Source organism: Nostoc sp. NOS(2021), from assembly GCF_017115025.1.
GTDB lineage: Bacteria > Cyanobacteriota > Cyanobacteriia > Cyanobacteriales > Nostocaceae > Nostoc.
Genome location: NZ_JABXKM010000035.1, coordinates 1 through 21,018, shown reverse-complemented (window position 1 = coordinate 21,018; position 21,018 = coordinate 1). Strand labels below are relative to the sequence as shown.

17 protein-coding genes and 1 pseudogene are annotated in these 21,018 nt (G+C 41.9%); 4 read left to right on the top strand and 14 right to left on the bottom strand.

Translation table 11 applies throughout. From position 1 onward, the window contains the following. Positions 1-81: 81 nt before the first annotated feature. Positions 82-657, bottom strand: coding sequence for a leucyl/phenylalanyl-tRNA--protein transferase (gene aat / locus HWQ41_RS03920; protein ID WP_292760140.1), 576 nt, complete (start codon positions 655-657; stop codon positions 82-84). Between the two features lie 102 nt (positions 658-759). Between aat and HWQ41_RS03915 the strand changes: the two genes are divergently transcribed. Beyond that, positions 760-1,089, top strand: coding sequence for a hypothetical protein (locus HWQ41_RS03915; protein ID WP_292760139.1), 330 nt, complete (start codon positions 760-762; stop codon positions 1,087-1,089). Positions 1,090-1,165: 76 nt separating this feature from the next. On the opposite strand, the gene rpsN is transcribed toward HWQ41_RS03915, so the two are convergent. The 6 genes from rpsN to HWQ41_RS03885 all read right to left on the bottom strand — a co-directional run bounded on the left by rpsN (position 1,166) and on the right by HWQ41_RS03885 (position 7,065). Beyond that, positions 1,166-1,468 (bottom strand): 30S ribosomal protein S14, encoded by a 303-nt coding sequence (gene rpsN, locus HWQ41_RS03910; protein WP_292724399.1) that lies wholly within the window; start codon positions 1,466-1,468, stop codon positions 1,166-1,168. A 76-nt stretch (positions 1,469-1,544) separates the two neighbouring features. Beyond that, positions 1,545-2,264, bottom strand: a complete 720-nt coding sequence (gene nth, locus HWQ41_RS03905; RefSeq protein ID WP_292760138.1) for an endonuclease III — start codon at positions 2,262-2,264, stop codon at positions 1,545-1,547. Then, positions 2,240-3,340: an RIP metalloprotease RseP gene (gene rseP, locus HWQ41_RS03900; protein WP_292760137.1), complete on the bottom strand. Its 1,101-nt coding sequence runs from the start codon at positions 3,338-3,340 to the stop codon at positions 2,240-2,242. Before rseP ends, nth begins: the two co-directional genes overlap by 25 nt. Before the next feature lie 242 nt (positions 3,341-3,582). Further along, positions 3,583-4,599 (bottom strand): nuclease A inhibitor family protein, encoded by a 1,017-nt coding sequence (locus HWQ41_RS03895; RefSeq protein WP_292760136.1) that lies wholly within the window; start codon positions 4,597-4,599, stop codon positions 3,583-3,585. Positions 4,600-4,857: 258 nt separating this feature from the next. Beyond that, entirely contained in the window at positions 4,858-6,138 is a 1,281-nt protein-coding gene (gene serS / locus HWQ41_RS03890; protein WP_292760135.1) for a serine--tRNA ligase, read from the bottom strand. 348 nt (positions 6,139-6,486) lie between these two features. Next, positions 6,487-7,065 (bottom strand): DUF3611 family protein, encoded by a 579-nt coding sequence (locus HWQ41_RS03885; RefSeq protein ID WP_292760134.1) that lies wholly within the window; start codon positions 7,063-7,065, stop codon positions 6,487-6,489. A gap of 786 nt (positions 7,066-7,851) precedes the next feature. Between HWQ41_RS03885 and HWQ41_RS03880 the strand changes: the two genes are divergently transcribed. Then, a complete protein-coding gene (locus HWQ41_RS03880; RefSeq protein ID WP_292760133.1) occupies positions 7,852-8,199 on the top strand; it encodes a PadR family transcriptional regulator in 348 nt (115 codons plus the stop codon). Positions 8,200-8,251: 52 nt separating this feature from the next. Then, on the top strand, positions 8,252-8,782 hold the full coding sequence (locus tag HWQ41_RS03875) for a cofactor assembly of complex C subunit B (protein ID WP_292760131.1): 531 nt from the start codon (positions 8,252-8,254) through the stop codon (positions 8,780-8,782). 450 nt (positions 8,783-9,232) lie between these two features. On the opposite strand, the gene HWQ41_RS03870 is transcribed toward HWQ41_RS03875, so the two are convergent. Further along, the gene (locus HWQ41_RS03870) at positions 9,233-9,550 is read right to left on the bottom strand and encodes a DUF3155 domain-containing protein (protein ID WP_041566316.1); all 318 of its coding nucleotides are present in this window, start codon (positions 9,548-9,550) and stop codon (positions 9,233-9,235) included. 285 nt (positions 9,551-9,835) lie between these two features. Between HWQ41_RS03870 and HWQ41_RS03865 the strand changes: the two genes are divergently transcribed. Continuing rightward, the gene (locus HWQ41_RS03865) at positions 9,836-11,191 is read left to right on the top strand and encodes an ATP-binding protein (protein WP_292760129.1); all 1,356 of its coding nucleotides are present in this window, start codon (positions 9,836-9,838) and stop codon (positions 11,189-11,191) included. A gap of 76 nt (positions 11,192-11,267) precedes the next feature. Here HWQ41_RS03865 and HWQ41_RS03860 read toward each other — a convergent pair whose 3' ends face one another. The 6 genes and pseudogenes from HWQ41_RS03860 to HWQ41_RS03835 all read right to left on the bottom strand — a co-directional run bounded on the left by HWQ41_RS03860 (position 11,268) and on the right by HWQ41_RS03835 (position 20,880). After that, positions 11,268-12,512: an S-layer homology domain-containing protein gene (locus HWQ41_RS03860; RefSeq protein ID WP_292760127.1), complete on the bottom strand. Its 1,245-nt coding sequence runs from the start codon at positions 12,510-12,512 to the stop codon at positions 11,268-11,270. Positions 12,513-13,098: 586 nt separating this feature from the next. After that, positions 13,099-13,683 (bottom strand): annotated as a pseudogene (locus HWQ41_RS03855) (S-layer homology domain-containing protein); the annotation flags it as partial. A 1,737-nt stretch (positions 13,684-15,420) separates the two neighbouring features. Next, complete coding sequence (locus tag HWQ41_RS03850) at positions 15,421-16,143, bottom strand: conjugal transfer protein TrbI (RefSeq protein ID WP_292760125.1); 723 nt, start codon at positions 16,141-16,143, stop codon at positions 15,421-15,423. Positions 16,144-16,974: 831 nt separating this feature from the next. Continuing rightward, a complete protein-coding gene (locus HWQ41_RS03845; RefSeq protein WP_292760123.1) occupies positions 16,975-17,715 on the bottom strand; it encodes a choice-of-anchor K domain-containing protein in 741 nt (246 codons plus the stop codon). Between the two features lie 506 nt (positions 17,716-18,221). Then, positions 18,222-20,435: a tetratricopeptide repeat protein gene (locus HWQ41_RS03840; protein WP_292760121.1), complete on the bottom strand. Its 2,214-nt coding sequence runs from the start codon at positions 20,433-20,435 to the stop codon at positions 18,222-18,224. Between the two features lie 265 nt (positions 20,436-20,700). Continuing rightward, positions 20,701-20,880: a ssl1498 family light-harvesting-like protein gene (locus tag HWQ41_RS03835; RefSeq protein ID WP_292760119.1), complete on the bottom strand. Its 180-nt coding sequence runs from the start codon at positions 20,878-20,880 to the stop codon at positions 20,701-20,703. Positions 20,881-21,018: the final 138 nt, after the last annotated feature.

Here is a 21,018-nt window from a genome sequence, read left to right as displayed (position 1 = left end):
ATTTTTTCTGTATCGCTAGTTTTTATATGAAAAATTCCCTTACACAACAGAGAAAAGCTGTGTTAAAAAGTCTGTCAGCCTTTACATCAAAGAACAACGACGTTGTAACGCTTGCTTGAGTAAAACTTGATATTCTTTATCCCCAACCCGATAAGCACCAAATCTTTCCAAATGGGGATTCATCATTTGGCCATCAAAAAATACAAATTTCCTCTGACGCAATCTTTCCACCAACTTAACCATCGCCACCTTTGAACCTTCGGGAATGCGGTAAAACATCGATTCGCCAATGAAAGCGCCACCAATGACAATCCCTAAAATTCCCCCAGCTAATTCGTCACCCTGCCAAGTTTCAAAACTATAAGCATAACCATTCTGGTAAAGTAGCCAGTAAATCTTTTGCAATTCCGGTGAAATCCAAGTTGTCTCTCTGTCAGCACACCCAGCCACCACAGCTTGGAAGTCCCGATTAATGTCCACAGTAAACCGTTCTTGATTCAGAACACGCTGCAAAGACTTGGGGTAGCGAAACCGCTCATCCAAAGGAATAAAAGTCCGATCGCGACTTCCATACCAACTCAGGCGATCGCGCTCATCAGCCATGAGAAAATAGCCTTGTGCATAGCCCTCAACAATAACGGCGATATCATATTGCATAAATAAATATAAAAAAAACACTAGAGAAACGCAATTTGATGCTAACAGTCAACCTCAGCGTTCCTCTGCGTTTCCCTCCGCGTCCCTCTGCGTTAAAAAAAAATGACTCAACCAATTCCACCCATCACCCTACCACCGCCTGAAAATCCGCAACTCGAAGGTGAATGGTTACGAGAACGCTTACAACGGTGGCTAGATACAGAATTTATCCCCGAAGCCGTAAACCAAAATATTGCCCAACGAGCCGCACAGATTTTTGTGCGTCAACGGATGGAAGGAGAAAACGACCTTGGTTCTCTGGTAATTGCCATTGTCACAGAGATGCAGTCGTATGATTTTTCTAATAGCTTTTATGGAGAGTTTGCGATCGCCAACGCCGTCAGCGATCTACTCTTAGAAAGTCTGGGAATTGATAAGTGTTGTGGTCAATAATTTTTGTCATTTGTCATTTGTCCTTTGTCATTTGTTCTTTACCAATGACTAATGACTAATGACTAATGACTCTTGTTTACCAACTAGACTTAACAACTCCAGGCAAAAGACCTTCATGCGCCCATTCTCGCAGCACGTTCCGAGACAACCCAAAATCGCGGTAAACACCTCTAGAACGACCAGTCAGCCAGCAACGGTTGCGGTGGCGAGTGGGCGCACTATTCCGGGGTAGCTGTTGAATCTTCCGGTGGATTTCCAGTTTATCCAGAGGAGATGCTGCACTTCTGAACTCTTCTAAAAGAGCTTCCCGCTTGTCAGCATACTTTTCTATCAACCTGGTGCGCTTTTTCTCGCGCTCAATCAAGCTCTTTTTTGCCATATATTCTCTAACTTATTTAAAGACACCATTCCTCATTCTACAGTCTCCCCATCAATTCTGGGGTTACTTGTGTCGCTTACCCTACAACTACTGGCTTATTCGCAGCAGGACATAAATCGGCAAGCTCACAAGCAACGCAAACGGGAGAGCGGGCTTTACAAATAGCACGACCATGATAAATCAGCCGAATTGACCAATTTTCCCAATCAGACTGAGGCAATAAACCCATTAAATCTTGCTCAATCCGAACGGGTTCTGTATGCTCAGTTAAACCCAAACGTTGGCACAGGCGCTTGACGTGAGTATCTACTGTCACGCCAGCATTAATGCCATAAGCATGAGCCAAGACTACATTTGCTGTCTTCCGCGCCACACCTGGAAGCTTTAACAACTGTTCCATTTGGTTGGGGACAACAGAGTTAAACTCAGTGACAATCATCCGACAGGCGGCTTGAATGTTCTTGGCCTTATTGCGATAAAATCCAGTTGAATGCACCAAACTTTCTAATTCTACTAAGTCAGCGATCGCTAAACTCGCAGCATCAGGAAACTTACCAAATAAGGCTGGTGTCACCTTATTTACTCGCTCATCAGTACATTGAGCGGAGAGAATAGTTGCCACCAATAATTGTACAGGCGTTGAGTAGTTCAAAGAGCAAGTAGCATCTGGATAAAGACGCTTCAGACGAGCTAAAATTTCTAGCGATCGCTTCCTTAAAGGTAAAAGTTTCTTTTCCCTACTCCCCACTCCCCAATCCCCACTCCCTATTTTCACTGGAATAATTTTTGCACCCATTCCAATTGGCTAGTTAATTGGGTGGTTTCTTTGACTATCAGAAAAATTCCTAAGCCTAAGAGTAACACCAAACCGGTTTGCATTACACCTTCTTGAATCCGGGCTGGCACCGGCTTACCGCGCAAACCTTCAATCAGCAGAAAAGCGAGTTGTCCGCCATCCAAAGCGGGTAAAGGCAAAATGTTGATAATAGCCAAGTTAATGCTGATAATTGCGGCAAAAGACAACAGATTTGCACTATTATCCTCAGCTAACTTTGCACCTATTTTGACAATATTAACTGGCCCAGAAACTTGTCCAGCAGTTTGTTGAAAGTTGGTAATCAATTGTCCAAAACCGGCGAGTGTCCCAACAAATAATTGTTGAAACCTATTAGCAGCAATGCCGAAAATTTCAAAAGGACTATTAGGACGGCGATAAACTGCTGTAGCATTTGGACTGAGTGCCACACCAACTACACCTTTGCCATCGGCTCCGAGTTTTGGTGTTAACTTCAGGGTTTTTTGTTGGTTTTCACGCTGAATTTTCACTTCAATTTGCTGATTAGGATGAGTTTGAATCTCTTTTGTCAGCAAAGGAGTTGACTTATCAGAAGCCGGGAGTTCCTGACCGTTCACAGCCAGAATAATATCTCCTTCCCGAATTCCTGCTTGATAAGCAACAGATTCTTGATTAACAGGCTGTACAAGGACACCAGCTTGATAGTTTAATTCCTTGGGAATGCCGACAATACCCAATTGCAGAGCCAACACCAAGTAGGCAAATATTAAATTTGCGATCACTCCGGCACTGATGACGATCGCCCGGTCTAAAATTGGACGGTTACGCAGCAGATTCGGGTCATTGGGTGGAACATCGCTATCGGGGTCATCATCGGGAAAGCCGACAAAGCCGCCCAAGGGAAAGGCGCGGACAGCATATTCGGTTTGTGAACCTTGGTACTTCAAAAGAACTGGGCCAAAACCCAAAGAAAAACGGTTAACGAGAATGCCTTGAGAACGTGCTGCAACAAAATGTCCCAACTCGTGTACCAAGATCAAAACAGCCAAGACTGCGATCGCTGCTAAAACTGACATAGAGTAAATTGTGAAGATATTAAGATACGGTTATCTCCATTCTAATTGGGCATTGGGCATTGGGCATGGGGCATGGGGCATTATTTCAAGTCAAAAGATGCATTAACAGTTAGTCAGGTAACTGCTTCTCCTCGTGTAAGGTGCGATCGTGGTTGTGATGATGGAAGGAAGTTGGTCAACAGCTTCACATGCAAAAAAAGTCGCGGCAACACTAATCCAGACTGGATCAAAATCTATAGACTTTACGTCCAAACAGCTTTAGTAGAAATTCCTAGCCAATCACTTTCTTTAGTTCGACCTACAACGTATATCCGAAAGATAGCGCTGTTACCCATTACATAGATTTGACGGTTTCTAAGATTATCAAACATAAACTTTTCTAATGAGTAAAATTCATATTTAACTCCATTGAGATCCCAATTCTTAATCCAATTCTCACTTTCTAATTTTCCATAACCTTCAATTTCGTACTGTTGCCACCATAATTCTTCACCTTCTTCAGACACTTGAATCTCTTGTTCAGGAACTTCATTATCAAAATATTCGTTATCCCTATATCTTTGGCTGTACTCATCGGAGAAACCATGAAATTCCCAGGTCTTCATATATCTGGATGACTCTAGTAGTTGCTCAATAAGTAATGCTTTTGTATGAGCCACTTTCCAAACAATATCCTTTACAGGATAATACCCTCTAGAAGAATCTCCAATAACAAATTGTAATTCTTGTAAAATTGGTTCTAGCTCTGCTTTCAAATCTAAAGCAGCTTGACTAGGCGGTTGAATCTTTCTTTCTAGCCGTTTGCCATAACCACAGGTATGAGGTGCAGACCAAAGAGGAGATAGTCCTACCCAGTCGTTAGCTTTAGTTTGACCAATAAGAATTAAAAATGGTTCATCATCTGAGTAAACTTTATCAAGACAATTACCTTCGTTATCTGTAATTAACTCATATACTTGTAACTCAATAAGATGAGCTTGTAATACTTGAATTAAAGAGGAATATTGTTTACTCATCTGTGACTTAAGAAGATGATTAGGCAACTTTCGCTGCCACTCTTGCAAAAACGTATTTATTTCTACATATCTAAAGTAATTTAGTTTGTGAAGATGCTCAGTGATAGTAAAATTATTCTTATCTGTTGCTTCTTCAAATACGAAGGCTTGAAAAGGTTCATCTCCTTCACTTCCAATCCCAGCACTTAATCCTTCAATAAGAACTTCCACTGTTGCTAATAGTTGCTCGGTTTCAGGTTTCATTAATTTTTCCTTCTATGCTTGAGCTAAACTTGCCATAGCCACTGCTCTAACAATTTGATTGCTATCTTCGGTAAGCTGTTGTTTAATTTCTGTCGATGTCGCTGGATTATCTATTTTCAAAAATTATTTATTACATTTACCTATGTATTGTGACATCAACACCCGCCCAAAGTACTGGCTCACCTTTGCATGAGACAAAAAATTATTTATGCAAGAAGCTATTGGTCAAATGACAAATGACAAATGACCAATGACAAATTACAAAACTTCACGACCCAAATAAGGTTTCAACACTTCTGGTATCCTCACCGTCCCATCAGGTTGTTGATAATTCTCCAAAATTGCTGCCATCGTCCGTCCCACCGCCAAACCCGAACCATTGAGGGTATGAACAAACTGGGTACCTTTTTTCCCCGCCTCTTTGAAGCGAATATCAGCCCGTCGCGCTTGGAAATCTATAGTATTGGAACAGCTAGAAATTTCGCGGTATTTGCCAGAAGAGGGCAACCAAACCTCTAAATCATAAGTTTTGGTAGAGGCAAATCCCAAATCTCCAGTACTTAAATTTACTACTCTGTAAGGCAACTGCAACGCCTGTAAAATTGCTTCTGCATTCCCCACCAATTTCTCCAGTTCATCAAAAGACGTACTGGGTTCGACAAATTTCACCATTTCCACCTTGTTAAATTGATGCAGGCGAATTAATCCCCGCATATCGCGCCCATAACTACCAGCTTCGCGGCGAAAACAGGGAGTAAAAGCACAGTGGTAGATAGGCAAATCTTCAGCAGCCAGAATTTCACCCCGATAGAGATTTGTAACTGGAACCTCTGCCGTAGGAATCAGCCACAAGTCGTCATCAGCGCATTTAAAGCTTTCTTCAGCAAACTTGGGTAACTGACCGGTCGCCGTCAAAGACTCAGTATTCACTAACAGGGGCGGACTAACTTCCACATACCCAGCTTGAGTATGAAGAGTCAGCATAAATTGAATTAATGCCCTCTCCAATGCCGCACCAGCACCTATCAAGGTCACAAAGCGACTTTGGGCAACTTTTACAGCCCGCTCAACATTGAGAATACCTAGCTTTTCGCCAATTTCCCAGTGAGGGAGAATATTCGGATTTTGGGGAATATACTCATCACCCCAACGGCGCACTTCTACGTTATCTTCCTCATTCTTACCAAGGGGTGTAGAGTCGCTTGGTAAGTTGGGAAGTGCCAACACAAGTTGGGCAATTTCAGCTTTCAGTTCTTTTTCCTGGGGTTCCAGTTGGCTCAACGTCGCTTTGACAGAATTACCTTCATCCCGCAAAGCTTGAATTTCTGGGTCTTGAGGATTGATCCCAGATTTAATCTTTTGTCCGACAATTTTACCGATTTCGTTGCTACGGGCTTGGAGTTGACTACGCCTCCCCTCAAGTTCCCGTTGTTGCCGATCTAACTTTAATATCGGTTCGATGTCGTATTTACCACTACGACTATTCAATCGTTCTTGAACTAATTGCGGATTTTCCCGTATTTGCTTGATATCCAGCACAGATTTTTCTCAGTTTTTAGCCTATTATCTACCTGCCAACACATCAGCATATACTGATTTTGGCTTGCCATGAGCAGAAAAGCAACCATAAAAATTTTGCTTTGCCAATCTCGCCAGGGAAAAATTTAAAATCCAAAATTTAGTATTACTCCTCCGATTTTCCAGACTCCTGAGTATTGGCAGGTGATGGTAGCCAGTAAGCAAGTACGCCTGATCAACCAGTCCATTACACTGCCTGATTTTGGCTATTCTCGCGTTAGATAAAGATTAGGGAACTACACAATCCAATTCTTAGTGTACTAAAAAACACTTATATACCAAATTTTCAGATTCTTCCGACTCCCCTATCTAAGGTCGGTTAATGCGATTGAGTAGCCAAAGCGACGCCACAAGCCCTGCAAAGTGGGCTGAAACAGTGTTAGTGTTTGCCTGTACCACAAGCATATCTAGACCGCTAATAATCCGGGTGGGGTCAAAAAATTGGGTAGTTATAGCTTGGGGAGATATGGATCTTGCTACCAGCGTCCCAACGATCGCTTGCGCCCCCAAAAGAGTCACCAGCGTTCCCCCTAAATTCACCCACAGCCCTAAACGTAATACTTGCACAGTCTCGCTTTTCCGAGGGCGGTTGCTGGGATTGGAGGATTCCAATTGCTTGCCGATTCTAGTGTAACGGTAAGCTAAATAAATGCCCGCACCCAAAATAACCAATCCACAAATTGCTAAAAATACGCCAAAGCCAGTCCCAGGATTATTACTAGGACTGCCAGTTTTTTGATTAAAGACGGCGAACAGCAGCACAATTATGCTAGAAACAACGCCTAGTACTAGCTGAATCCAGAAGCTAATCCAACCTGTAAGGCGAAAGGTTTGGGCAATTGCCCTAAGAGTTGAGGAAGATGATGGGGCATCGGGAGTTTGTGACATACTGATCACCAATGTGCTGGGCGCTTTCAAAGGACACAAAAACACGGGGACACGGAAAGCCTTGTTGAGATGTCTCGCACTTTGCGTCTCTCTCTTTCCTAGTCTTTGCGTCTTCTTTGATAAATTTACTATCACACTTGCCAAATAAGATAGGACTTACGCACACTCTACGATTCTTCTCTTCTCTACGAGACGCTACGCGAACGCGTAGCGTCTCGTAGAGATGGCGGTTCGATAAATTAAGCTTTTTGGCGATTTTTGCGTAAGTCCTATAAGACAAGAGATTCTCTTGTCGAGGAAATCAGAAATGGTTACTGTTACTGCTTAGTTATGTCCACAGGCGTAGCCGCTTTAACCCAGAAATATGCATTAGCTTAAGCTCTGAGAATGTGCATTGGGAAAATCACTGTAAAACAAAGTGTTTATTAAGTTTTACAGACAAAATAGCATTTTACCTGTAGAATTTCTTCGATGGCATTTTATTGCTTAAGCAGTTCTAACCAGCCCAGCTTGGCATCACTTAACACCAAGATAGTGACTTCGCCACTGTCTGCTCGCTCCTCACCACACCGTATCGAGCTTGGGTAGGGGTACACTGTTTTGTGCCCCTAAAACTCGCAAACTCGTCCCACAACTTCACAGGCGTGGGTAATTGTTTGGTGTTTACGCAATGGATATCTAGTCTAAGTAGCTTTATATATATTACTCACTTAGGAGTAGCACTGTATACTGACTACAAAGATTGTAGACCTTACCCTAAGGCATTTTTTTAGCCATTCACTAACCATGAAACTTGAGGATATATATCAATTCTTTGAGAATCCTCCGCCAACTTACCTTTGTCAGGAAGTAGCAGTTTGTTACATACTGTCTGTTTTATTACAAGGTGAATCCTACGGAACCGAGTTGATTGAGCAATTAGAAACTGAATATCCCACCTATAGGCTTTCAGATACCGTACTTTATAGTGCAATCAAATTTCTGGAAGACCAAAGGGCAATCACTGGATATTGGAAGAAACTCGAAGGACGGGGCCGCCCCAGGCGGATGTACCAAGTTTCTCCAGAATGGCAAGTTCAAGCGCAGGATTTAGCTTTTCTTTGGCAAGACTACATCAACGGGAGGACAAAGTAACGAATAATTGATAATGAATAAGTCTCCTCCAGTCAAACACTAACAATTAGTTATGGATACTGCTATTCTGCCATCTACGTTCCTGCTAACCTTGTTGTTATCGGTTGGGCTGTTTTTCTTTATTCGTGCCTCGACTAAAGACCGCACAGAAACTGCACAACTGGTATCTGAGCAAGACGAAGCTGCTTTAATGTCTCAATTAAAAGAGTATTTTCGATCGCGGTCTTACCGAGTGGCAGCGGTAGACGGAGAACAAAACCAGGTGATTTTTGAAGGTAATGTTCGCCCCAGTTGGTTCTTAGCCATATTTCTAACTCTTCTAGCAGCTACTGGGATTGTTTGTCTATCACTAGTCGTGTCCCTACTTTTTCCTAGCCTCAGTACCCTTGTTCTGGCTATGGTACTGCTGTCGCCTTTAAGCGGTCTATTTTATTGGCAAAAATCTGGAAGACTTGAGAAGGTGTCGCTCAAAGTAGAAACAACTCAGAGCGAACAAACCTCCTCAAGTAGGATCACTGTAGTTGCCCATCGAGATGAACTCAGTGAGTTACAGAGGACTCTACAGCTAAAGGCTGGTGAATAATTGTTGGTTTTTGTGACCATCTTTTAACTATGATATGCAGACTTCTGACCTGACCTACTCTTTAGGCAATGGAAAGTAGGAAGAAGGAAATCAAGGCTGCTGCTTTGTCAGTTTTCCCCACGACACAAGTCGTGGGGAAAAAATTTAAATTCATTAACTTAAATTTGTTGACAGAGCTTGATTAAGCATCTACGGCATAAGAGCACAACTTCACTAGCGCTTTTGGAGGCGCTTGGCTCTATACCTACTGCCTTCTGCATCATGAGACTACTATCAACCTATGTAACCTAGCGTGGTTTGAGACAAGTTGACTTTCCAATTACCTGGACTAGCTTGACTGGCAAATCAGCTACAAACTAAAAAAAAATTAAATTTTGCATAAACTTAGCAATTTTGCCAGTTAATGATAGTCAGGAGCCACATTCAATGCGTAAGATGACCATTTCTGGTTCACCGACTAGCTAAAGCAAGAGGTTCTTGACCTGGCGAAGGTTCTAACACCCTCAAGCTAGGAAACAAGAAATGGTTTTCCTCTACGTATTGAGCACCAAACAGCCCCTTTTCTGCCCAGAAATAACGGTCTGTGGTGTGTTCATTTCGCTTTACGAGTAGCAACGCCGGTGGCAAAATCCCTTCAGCTTGAATGAATCTTCTCGCTGCTGTCACAGGCTTTTCTTCGCCACTTTCGATACTATATTGAGGCACATGTTCCAGAATCCGCCGTCCTTCCTGACGACGCCGACTTTTCCTTTTGCGTCTCCTTGCCAATCTATTGTCCTCCTCTTTCAAGCTATAGATTGTAGTGATAGCTACAAAATCCGTCGTCATTATATAGGTTCTAGTTCAAAATATCAATAGTTTTTAACCTTTTAATATAAGAAAATTAATATCTTTGAAGATAGATAAAACAAAATCACCATTTGAATATAATCCCCTGGTACAAACCATCACGAAGAAGATTTTAGTTAAGCTTTATTAAATGAGTGAGGTAAAAATTAAGTATCCTCTCTTAATCATGCCTCAAAATCTGTAATCTTGAGCAAAAGCTAAAAAATGTTAATGTCTGCCAGTTCCGATTTTCTGGCTCTGTGTCGAGAGCAAATAGCGCTGCTAACCCAAGGGCTGGGAGCAACTTTAAGTATTGTGTACCTAACACAAGAATTGGTAGAGACTCCTTCAGGTGAGGCCAAACTGATTCCTGTGGTGATTTACCCGGAAACAGCATTATTACGGCCAGGGGAGGAGACTGCTGAAGCGACAGTACACAAACAACTTCAAGTTGGAAATGTGTTTGTATTACCCAATCATCAGAGAAAATTATTGACAGCAGGGCCAGAATCTCCAACCTCGTCACGGGAGTATGAGATACCAGATGCGTCTCAACCCCATCTAAATGAGGAATACTTATTTAGTGGCAACCAAATTGTTTTACCTCTGATTTATGAGGGTGTGATGATGGGGTTACTGGTGACAGCTAGGGAAGACCGCGCATGGAATGAACACGAGGAAAGTCAAATTCAACGGATAGCCCAAACACTGGCGATCGCTTGTATTTTAGATCAGCGGCGAGCATGGTTTGAGCAGCAGTTACGTGAGCAACAAATTCTCCAAGAAAAACAGCGCGATTTGCTGGATAACCTGTTGCATCAGTTTCGTAACCCATTAACGGCGTTGCGGACTTTTGGTAAACTACTATTGAAACGACTACGACCAGCAGACCCTAACCGGGATGTGGCAAATAGTATTGTGCGGGAAAGCGATCGCCTCCAAGAATTGCTGCAACAATTTGAGCAAGTAATTGACTTGACAGAAGCAGATTTAGCACCACTACATCTGACGGAAGATGAAGTATTTGTAGAAGCAACTATTCAAAAATCCGCTAAACCACTGTTATTATTGCCGGGAACAGGAGATAAAGCAGTTGACTGCTCGCTAGCAGATATATTAGAACCATTATTAATATCAGCCAAAGCGATCGCCCAAGAGCGAAAGCTAAAACTAATAACTGAAATTCAACATAATTCACCCCTAGTATGTGTCAATATCAAAGCATTACGAGAAGTATTAACTAACATCATTGATAATGCATTGAAATACACTCCCACTGGTGGCAAAATTTTGATTCAGGCGGGACAAGAAAAAGCTAATTTTCAGGGAATTGTCATCAGTGACAACGGCCCTGGCATTCCACCTCAAGATTTAGAGCATCTTGGAGAACGGCATTATCGGGGTGTACAAGCGCAAACAGAAATCCCTGGTACAGGTTTGGGGTTAGCGATCGCTAAACAATTAATAGAGCAAATGCAGGGCGAAATCGAGGTTTTCAGCCCTGCAATCAACTCTCAGCTAACTTCACCCGATGCGCCGGGGACTACGTTTATTATTTGGTTGCCGCAAGTTCAAAATTAGTCATTTGTCATTTGTCATTTGTCAATTGTAAATACTAATTCCCAATGCCCAATGCCCAATGCCCAATGCCCAATAACTATCTTAGTGAAACCAACAAATTCTGATTGATTGTCATTTGTAAATCGGTATTTGGGTCAATGGCGATTAAGTCAACGCTCTTCTTACCCAAGAACAGACCAACCAATGCACCGATACCAGCGCCACCCAAGACTTCTTCTGTGGCAATGGCGTGATCGCCAGTGACAGCAGATATTGCAGTGGCTGCACCTGCACCCAATACAGTATCCTTGATAATCGCACTAGTACTAATACCCTTCTTGACGGTTTCAGTTTTGGTAATCACTTCAGAAGTAGCGTTCAGCTGATACTCTTGACCACTAGCCAAAACTAGTTTCTGGGCAACGAATTGAGAACCGCCTGTAGCAGGTTTGAGTTGACCAATAATCTGACTACCAGCAGGAATCACTACAGTTCCGTCTTGCGTAACCACGTTTTGGGATACTGTCAATGTCAAAGGCGCTGTTTCATCCTTTGTAACCAGAATTTTTTCTGCCTTGTCATATTTCACAGCAATAGCAGTCCCTTGGGGAATTGTGACTGATCCAGCTGTTGTGGTAGTAGACCCGACAGCCGCCACGACATAGGGCGAGTTAATTGCTGAGACTTGATTAGAACTAACCAACGCTTGATAGATAAAAGCTGCTACCTGGGCGCGAGTAGCAGTTGCGGTTGGATTCAGGAACTTCACATTCGGATAGTTGACCACAATTTGCTTTTCAGTTGCTGCGGCGATCGGGCTACGGGCATAGCTAGCAACGCTAGAGGCATCATTGAAATATTGCAGAGTGCTTTCGGTGTTACCACTAGGAGTATATGCCAAACCGTTAGCGAGGGAAACCAAAACCTGCTCGCGGGGAATAGCTTGGTTAGGCTCAAAGCGATTTCCAGGATAACCAGATAAGAAACCTATAGTGTAGGCTTGCTGAATGGCACTGGATGCCCAATAGTTGCTGGGTACATCAGTAAAATTGATTGCCTGCCGTTGCTGTGCTTTTTGGAAAGCTTTGTTGACCATCGCGGCAAATTGAGCGCGTGTCACCGGTTCTTCAGGGCGGAAGCTACCATCAGGAAATCCGGCAATTACACCTCGCTGTGACAACTGTTGAATAAATTGTGCCGCCCAATAGTTAGATGAAACATCAGAAAAAGTAGTTTGAGCCAAAGATGGCGAAGCTGTAATCAAAGGCGCTACAGTACCGACTGTGACGCTCAAAGCCATGAGTGCAGCTGTTCGAGATTGCCAACGATTTAAAGTAAGCATTATTTGTGACTACAGTACAATTACTGTTTTTACTTGTTAATTAACTAGACATTTACTGAAGTGTTAGGTTCCCAATTATTTCTGCTTGTTGTAAAAACCATTACTTTAGACATACAGTCATGAGCAAAAAATATCTGTCAAAGTAAGTAGGCAAGTAGGCGAGAATAAAACAAAGTATATTAAGTAATATAAAAAAGCTTGATATTATTTTGTAGCAAGGGCTTCAGCCATCTCTTATCTACGAGAGGCTGCGCCAACGAGACGCTACGCAAACAAGTGATAAATATAGAAACCTTTAATTATTTACGCCGCTCTCCTTAGATAATAGAAGTATTCTAATCACCGTATTTTCTCTTAGCACAATTAAATAAGCATTCCAATAAATATGGATACTGAGTGAGACGATACAGAGTATAGAATAGTTGCTGTTAAATAGAATTTTTCGGGTTAAAAATGAAAGCGATCGCACACTATAATTAAAGTGGCGATCGCCCTATCAGGGGTGATTAAAGTCACGACTTGCTGATACAGGTGTTGGGGTCGTAGACCCGACAACCACGACATCGGGCAGTTAATTGCTGAAGTTTGACACGATGTAGGGCGAGTTAATTGCTGGGGCTTGATTAGAACTAACCAACGCCTGGTAAATAAAAGCTGCTACCTGGGCGCGAGTAGCAGTTGCAGTTGGATTCAGCAACTTCACATTCGGATAGTTGACCACAATTTGCTTTTCAGTTGCTGCGGCGATCGGGCTACGGGCATAGCTAGCGATATTAGAGGTATCGTTGAAGTATTGCAGAGTCTTTTCGGTATTGCCGCCAGCAGTATATGCCAGACCGTTAGCGAGGGAAACCAAAACCTGCTCGCGAGGAATAGCCTGGTTAGGCTCAAAGCGCTTTCTAGGATAACCTGATAAGAAACCAATGGTATAAGCTTGCTCAATGGCACTGAATCCCCAATAGTTGCTGGGCACATCAGTAAAATTGATTGCCTGCCGTTCCTGTGTTTTTTGGAAAGCTTTGTTCACCATCGCAGCAAATTGAGCGCGTGTCACCGGTTCTTCAGGGCGGAAGCTACCATCAGGAAATCCGGCAATTACACCTCGCTGTGACAACTGTTGAATAAATTGTGCCGCCCAATAGTTAGATGAAACATCAGAAAAAGTAGTTTGAGTAGTTTGAGTAGTTTGAGCCGTTTCAGCGAAAGATTGCGGGGAGCATCCCACTTTGATGGGTTTCCCTTGTAAACTATAAGTCACTGTCCCACAAACAAAACCTGCTGACTTAGACTCTGCATAAGTCCGCGTTGGCGGATTTTGTTTATCTAGCCGCGTCCAATCGCCAGATATTTTTTCTAGAGTTGGATGCTTACTTAAAAACTGTGAGTCTGCAACAATATCGTGAGGCCCCTTAACACTTATCTTAGAACTATTGATGTAGATATTGTAATCATAAACAACGTTTTTGTTTTGAGTGTTACTATTAATTTCCTTGCCAGGAAAAGCATAGAGAATGTTATTTATAATTTGGACATCAGATGACGTATGAGCATATATTTGCGCGCCTTTAATTTCTGGACTCTGATTATTTAAAACAGCAGTGTTATTTACAATATCAACATGATCGCTAAAAAATGCATGAATACCTGAACCACCATTATTAAATGTCAGATTGTTTTTAACTAAAGTACGTCCTGTATATGCACCCAATTGGGAGTTATTATCATTTCTGGAACTATCGATAATAATGCCATTACCGTCTGTGATCCTTCCGACCGCAATCCAAGGGATGTACATCCGATTGTTGTAGGTCTTGTTGTTGGTCACAAACATCTTGTATCCCCGGTTGTTGTCAGAATTCCAATTGCTCAACATCGAAATACCACTATTACCATAGACTGAGTACCAGGCATTATTGAACACAGTGTTATTATCCACCTTCACATAATCAGCCTCGACTACTGAGATACCTCCTCCTCCACAGTCATGCACTTTGTTGTTCAGAATACGGATGTGATGAACATGACCATTTTTTCGTCCATCAACGTTGATGCCGTTTCCATTCGTCAGTGGGTTTTGTTTATTAGTCTTCTGACTCATCGCATAATCAAGGGTTACATTGGCATTGTTCCCGATGACCTCCAGCCCGTTTATTTCGATATATGAAGCTCCATTTGAAATCACGATACCGTTCCATGTATTGTGCTGAATTTTTGGGAAATGCCCAGGATATGCTTTATACCTAATCCATGCTTTTGCATTTCCAGAACGTTTAATATTTACTACACTCCCAGCTTTGGCTGAATTTGTGTATACTCCGTTCATAATTAATACTGTGTCGCCAGGGTTAGTTACATCTGCTGCCTTTTGAATTGTCCTAAAGGGCGATGAGGACGAAACTCCACTATTTTGGTCGTTTCCAGTACCACTAACATAGTATGTTTTCGGAGTCGCGTTAGTGCTGATTAGCTCGCGGTTGGATAGGATCATTTCCTTGTTAGTGGATACCTGACGGACGTTTTTAACTAAAGATACTTTTATCCCTTCTCCCCCAGCCAAAAGACTTAACGCCACGGGAATTGCCAGATATGCGCTGAAACTGAAACCTGGAATTACCACAATAAAATACTCCTTTATCGGTACTCTTCAATAAAAATATCAGGATATTCAGGAATTTTGAATACCCTTTTGGATACAGAGTACAATAGAGCCGACTTTCCTAGCTCCCCCCATAGCGCAATTAAATAAATATTCCAATAAGTATGGATGCTGAGTAAGACGATATAGAGGTAGAATAGTTGCTGTTAAATAGATTTTGTAGGGTTAAAAATGAAGGCGATCGCACACTATAGTTAAAGTGGCGATCGCCTATGGGGGATGATTAAAGTCACGACTTGAATGGAGTTAAATCTAGTAGCGGGATGGTGATACTAAATTCAAGTTAGAATTCAGTGTCAGCTTTAAATCCTGTGCCGGTCTGAGGACAAAAACATTTGCTTCTTTTTTCCGCAACAGAATACTCGCACCCGCACCCGCACCCGCACCGAGAATAGGTTTTAAATCGTCAATTCTGTGGTTGCCAGTAATTAGTGAACCTAAAAGACCAGCACCTCCACCAATCGCTGCGTCAGTTAAAACCTGATTTGTGCTGGGCCCCTGTGAAACTTTTTCAGTTGTGGTATATGTCCGAGAACTTGCATTAATCGATTGACGCTGACCATTGGAAAATTCTAATTCTTGAGCTACAAACCGCACGCCTTTTCCTTTGTTATCATCTGTATCTCTTGTATCTCTTGAATAACTATCTAGGTCAACAGATTCTAGCCGTCCAATTACTTTAGTACCAGCAGGAATCAAGACATTTCTATTTTTGTCGATAATGTCATTGGCTATTCTCAAGGTTAGAGATTTAGTTTCTCCAGGAGCAATAGTAATTGTCTCTTTTTCGTAGGTAACAGGAAAAGCAACCCCAGAAGGAATGGTAACGTTTCCGTATTGCCCAATTCTGTTTTGGCCAATTCTATATTGAGCATTAGCAGGAGCCAAGCCCAATAAGGGGCTAATGACGCTTGTAGTAACAGCCATTGCCATAAGTGCAGCAGTTCCAAATTTCCATTGATGTAGGCGAGTCATAAGAGGGTTGTCCTTTGTGTATGTGATGTATGTAATGACGAGGATTCACTGAGATTGTTTCTGACTGTTTTTGAACCTATCTATAGCCGTATTCCGAATATGAAGGTGCTTGTATAACGTGGAGTATGTGTTGCAGCTACGCCCATCGGAGATATCGCTCCTGAGAATTTGTATCCCGCTAACTGGACTGACAAGAAATAAATTATCCATCTTGTGGGGTGGGCAGGAAAGCCCGCCCTGAATATGGGACGGGTGTTCGCGTAGCGGCACGTAGTGGGGACACCCATCCCACAAGAAAATTTGGGATATTTTTTTATTTGTCAGTCCCTAATGTGCGTCACCAAATAGGGGATGAGATCCTCACATGACGCAAAATAGGTCTAATAGTTTCCAGAGTTGTTTCATTGTTCACGTTCACATATCTACACCACTGAACAGAGGGGAATGGGCTGACTGCAAACTCTTGCTTCTATTCTAGATTTATTTGCTAGGACTTGGGAAAGATTTTTGCTTTCTTTGTCAGAATTCAGGAACGGGTTATTGACAATAAATTTTGATGCGATCGCAGCAATTCTTCTGCTGGGTTAAAATTTATTCAATTGCTATCAATAAGTATGAAATATGGAGGTATGTAGCGGTTCTCAATTGCGGGGAATACTGGAGCTAGTTGTGTGGGCGGGTTAACAGACTTGAGTCAACTGGCGTGCAGTTCGTAGGGCTTCCCGCAACTACAAGAACCGCTATAAACCTCATATTGGAGCCGGAACAATTCCCTAGTGTAACTACATTCTCAAGGGCGAACAGGAGTAGCTGTTATAACCGCCAAAGCTCTTAGTATTTCTTCTCCAAGAATTTTTTCCGAGATATCAGGTATATCCCTAGCAGGGATAGACCCGCTACTGTTCCAGGTTCGGGTATGGTTTTGATTTTGGCATAAATAGCTGTTGTAGCTGTGGCTCCTTCAAGAGCTTTAATACTTATCTGGGAAACGTCTGGATTAAAGCCAGTTAGCTCAAGCGTGTATTTATTACCTTCAAAGGTGAAACTGCGATTACTCAAATTTGTGTCTATAAATACAAAGTCTGCATTCTCTTCAGGAGCTGTTGCTTGGTTAAGTGTATTTACTAGATGCAACTTGAAGTCAAAAACTTCGCTGATTCCAGTGGGAGAACTGAAGGATACATTCAGATTTAAAGGTAAAAATTCAACGCTTGTACCTTCAAATACCGTTCCATTAAAGTAAGTTAAATCAGCTATTTTGAATACAGAGTTGATGTCAGTTGAAAATGAACTTCCATTAAAGGTTAGTTTATTTGGGCCTGTTATTGTACACCCACTAGGAGTATTTTGACTTGGTGGACACACATTAGAATCACCCCAATTAAATGTGTTGCTTCCGACACCTGTATATATGGGATCGGTATCTACACTTCCGGGAGTAGGTTCTCCCCATGTAGCACTAGAGATACCAGAAAAAGTTAGAGCATGTGCTTGACCAGAGAAACCAAATCCTGTAGTCGCACTCACAAAAAAACTAGATATAGCAGTAGCAAAAACCAAACTTAGTTTCATAACTTAGGTTTCAATTCTCATCCTGGAGCTTCTCTCAACGAGGTCTCCAGTCTACGTTAGTAAATTTACGGAAAATACGCCAAATATTTATTGTATTTTTTATAAGATATTTATAAGATATTCACATATCTTATTGAAACATTTATATTTATGAAGCTGACTTTGTGCAGTGTTCAAATATTTTACCATTTTATAGCAGTTGCCAGGTAGCGGTTGACATCAGCTAATCAGAAAACACTGACACCAAGAGACTTTCAACCCTGTTAAGAGTTCCCTATTAAGAGTTCCCTGCTATATATATAATTTAGTAAAATTTTTTGCGATCGCTATCTGACTTGGTTCCCTGATGAATTGTCAAGTTGATATCAAGTTACTCTTTTTTGACACTCCCCGCGCTATTGGGACGAATGTGATTCGTTGGTCGGATTCTCAGCACTGTTTCGGTGACTCAATTTATTTGAGAAGTTCCTAATCAGATTCATCCTTAAGGGTTTTTGACATATGCTTTATAACTTTGACAAAATCTCTGGCAACAACTTACTAGGAACTTTAGATAAAGCCAGATTTTGTCCCTGTATCCCTAATTCATTATGAAAAGCACGAATAGTTTTCACCAGATAATTGAAGGTGGTTTGATAAGCCTCTGGTTGTTTACTTAATCCGTTTAAGGCTTGCAAATGGTTATCTAATGCTACTTCTAAGTGTTGAGAACGTGTTGCTTTGTCGCCATTAAAAGACTTATCTATTACTAGCTGGTAATGGGCCAGTCCCAGATTATTATAAGAGGCAAGCAAATCAAAACTTAAAGGAATACCGCTAAGTGAGTGAGCCAAAGCTATAGCTTCTTCGTAAGCGCTGATGCATAGTTGCAGATACTTTTGTCGTGCCTCTTTAGTTGTGTGAGATAGGTTTGCTAGATGCCAGTAGGCAGTACCCAAATTATTTTGTGTAGCGGCGCAGGCGCTGGGAACATTAGCAGGAGTGCGATACTTGAGAGCTTCGCTGTAGACATCTATAGCTAGCTGGAGATTTTGGGCAGGTTGTTCGTATTGTGCCAGATTCCAACAGGCAGTGCCGATATTGTTTTGAATCATGCCATACTTGAGCGGTTCCTCTTCGGGGTTGTAGTGTATAAGTGCTTCGTTGTAAGCTGCGATCGCTTTCTTTAAATGCACAATCGGTTGATTGTATTGCCCTAGATGCCAGTAAGCAGTACCCAAATTGTTCTGGCAAGCCGCATACTTTAATGAGTCCATATCGGCTGTACGGTAGCTAAGTGCTTCACTGTAAGCTAAAATTGCTTGCTGCCAATTTTCAGATGGGTGAGAAAAACGAGCTAAATCACCATAAGCTGTCCCCAAATTATTTTGCACACGAGCGTAAGTTTCCGAATGTGTCTGAGGCGAAATCATCTTTAACGCCAACTGATAAAATTCTATTGCCTGCTCTATATAAGTTTGTCCTTCTTCAGAATTGGGTGGTGTGCGGTATAGCATCCAGTAGAGTGTACCCAAATCATTCAAGATATCTGGAAGTTGGGGTGAGGTTTCGTCATAGCTAATTGCCTCCTGATAGGCAATAATCGCCACCATCAGGTTTTCTAGGGTTGACTCTCCTTGCTCAATGCGAAGGCGGTATAAAGTGCCCAAGCGATGATAAGCTTCTGCCAGTACCTCCCCTGAAACTTGCTGTGAATGTAATTTTTCAATCTCCAGCAAAATCTGCTGCGGTTGTAAGTAATCCTCTGTATTTTGAGCAATATTTGTATTGATTGTTGCTATTACTAGCTCCGTTAACTCACTACTAATATAAGATAAAGACGACAGCGATTGATTATTACTCCCACTACCAGACCTATTAGTAGATTCTTGCTGTTGTGACGCAGCCTTGAATAAATCCGCTGTTGACGGCGAAACTTCCGGGGTTTTATGTACGCCATTCCCTTGTATCTCTGCCGGAAAATCGGAATTATTCCCAAACTTTAACTCGCTGGCTGCGGTTCTGAGTTCTGCTTGGTTAACTGATTCATCTAGAATCGACTGCTCAATATTTCCTAAATCCAAGCTTCTAGAACGTGAAAAACGTTCTGGATAGCCCGAATTCTGAGTTGTTGGTGTGGGTTCTCCGGCAAACACAAATACGCCAGTACGGCAACGCCAAAATTGTGGTGCTGATTGCTTGATAGCAGATAACCAAGGACGCGGTATCCACAGCAGCAAGTTAGATTCTAGAAATTGACTGGATTCTTGTGTAGAGAAATATTGTTCACTTAAGCGGAGATAGTGCAAAAATAAACGCTGTGTTGCGACTGGTTGCTTGGTGAGATGCTCCACGCCTACAATCTGAAATGCTGGTACTTGAAAAGGTCTTCCAGGGGTATCTTTTGATGCTCCAACAATAGGCGGTGGATAATTAGCTAACCATTGATTAATCTGGATTATGGGATTGGGATCGTTTAAATTCAAACGCAACGTGACTAATCGTGGATAAGCTGGAGTGCTATTTTCCTGAGTATTTGATGACTGATATAGCACCTGTCCAACAGGATAAGCCAATGTCGAATGCAAACGGGCTGCTACCTGATTTCTTAAGTGTAAATTATCACATACGGCTAAAAAAAATTGTCGTCGTAAGCCAAGACTTAGGGCAAGTTTCAGACGGTGGTATACTTGCCGATTCCAAGTAGAATTATTGTTGTGTGCAGTATCATTCACGCTCATAGCGGCTAAAGAGCCAAAACACAGAATATATCACCTTTATGGGCGCATCCAAGTGGACTAAACTCATAATAAAAATGCTTTTTAAGTAGATGTTGTGCTGCTCAGGATAAATTGAGCCTTCATCTCTAGTAAAAATAATAAAGTATATAATTATACTTTAATTCCTAACTCAATTTTAACAAAAAATAAAAAAGCAGGCCCCTCTTAAAATTGGAACCTGAAAAACTATAAATAAAAGATGAAATTTTATTAAAATGTTTTATGCTCAACTGCTCTTAGAAACAAAGAAGGCGACTAGAATCAAGCCGCTAACCAAAGCTGTCGCGGCGATTGCTAGTAAGATATAAGTTCGCTTTTGCCCTTCCGTAGGAGGTTCTGCTTGATAAATCTTTGGTTCGCGGGCAAAATTATTTAGAAGACCGCCTTCTTCGTTTGTATAGGGCATGAATTAATTCCTTTATCTTTATGTTCATTTGTGATGTTACATAAATGCTATATCTGCTTTCAAACTGCTAGACAAAACGTTACATTGGGCATTGGGCATTGGGCATTGGGCATTGGGCATTGGGCATTGGGCATTGGG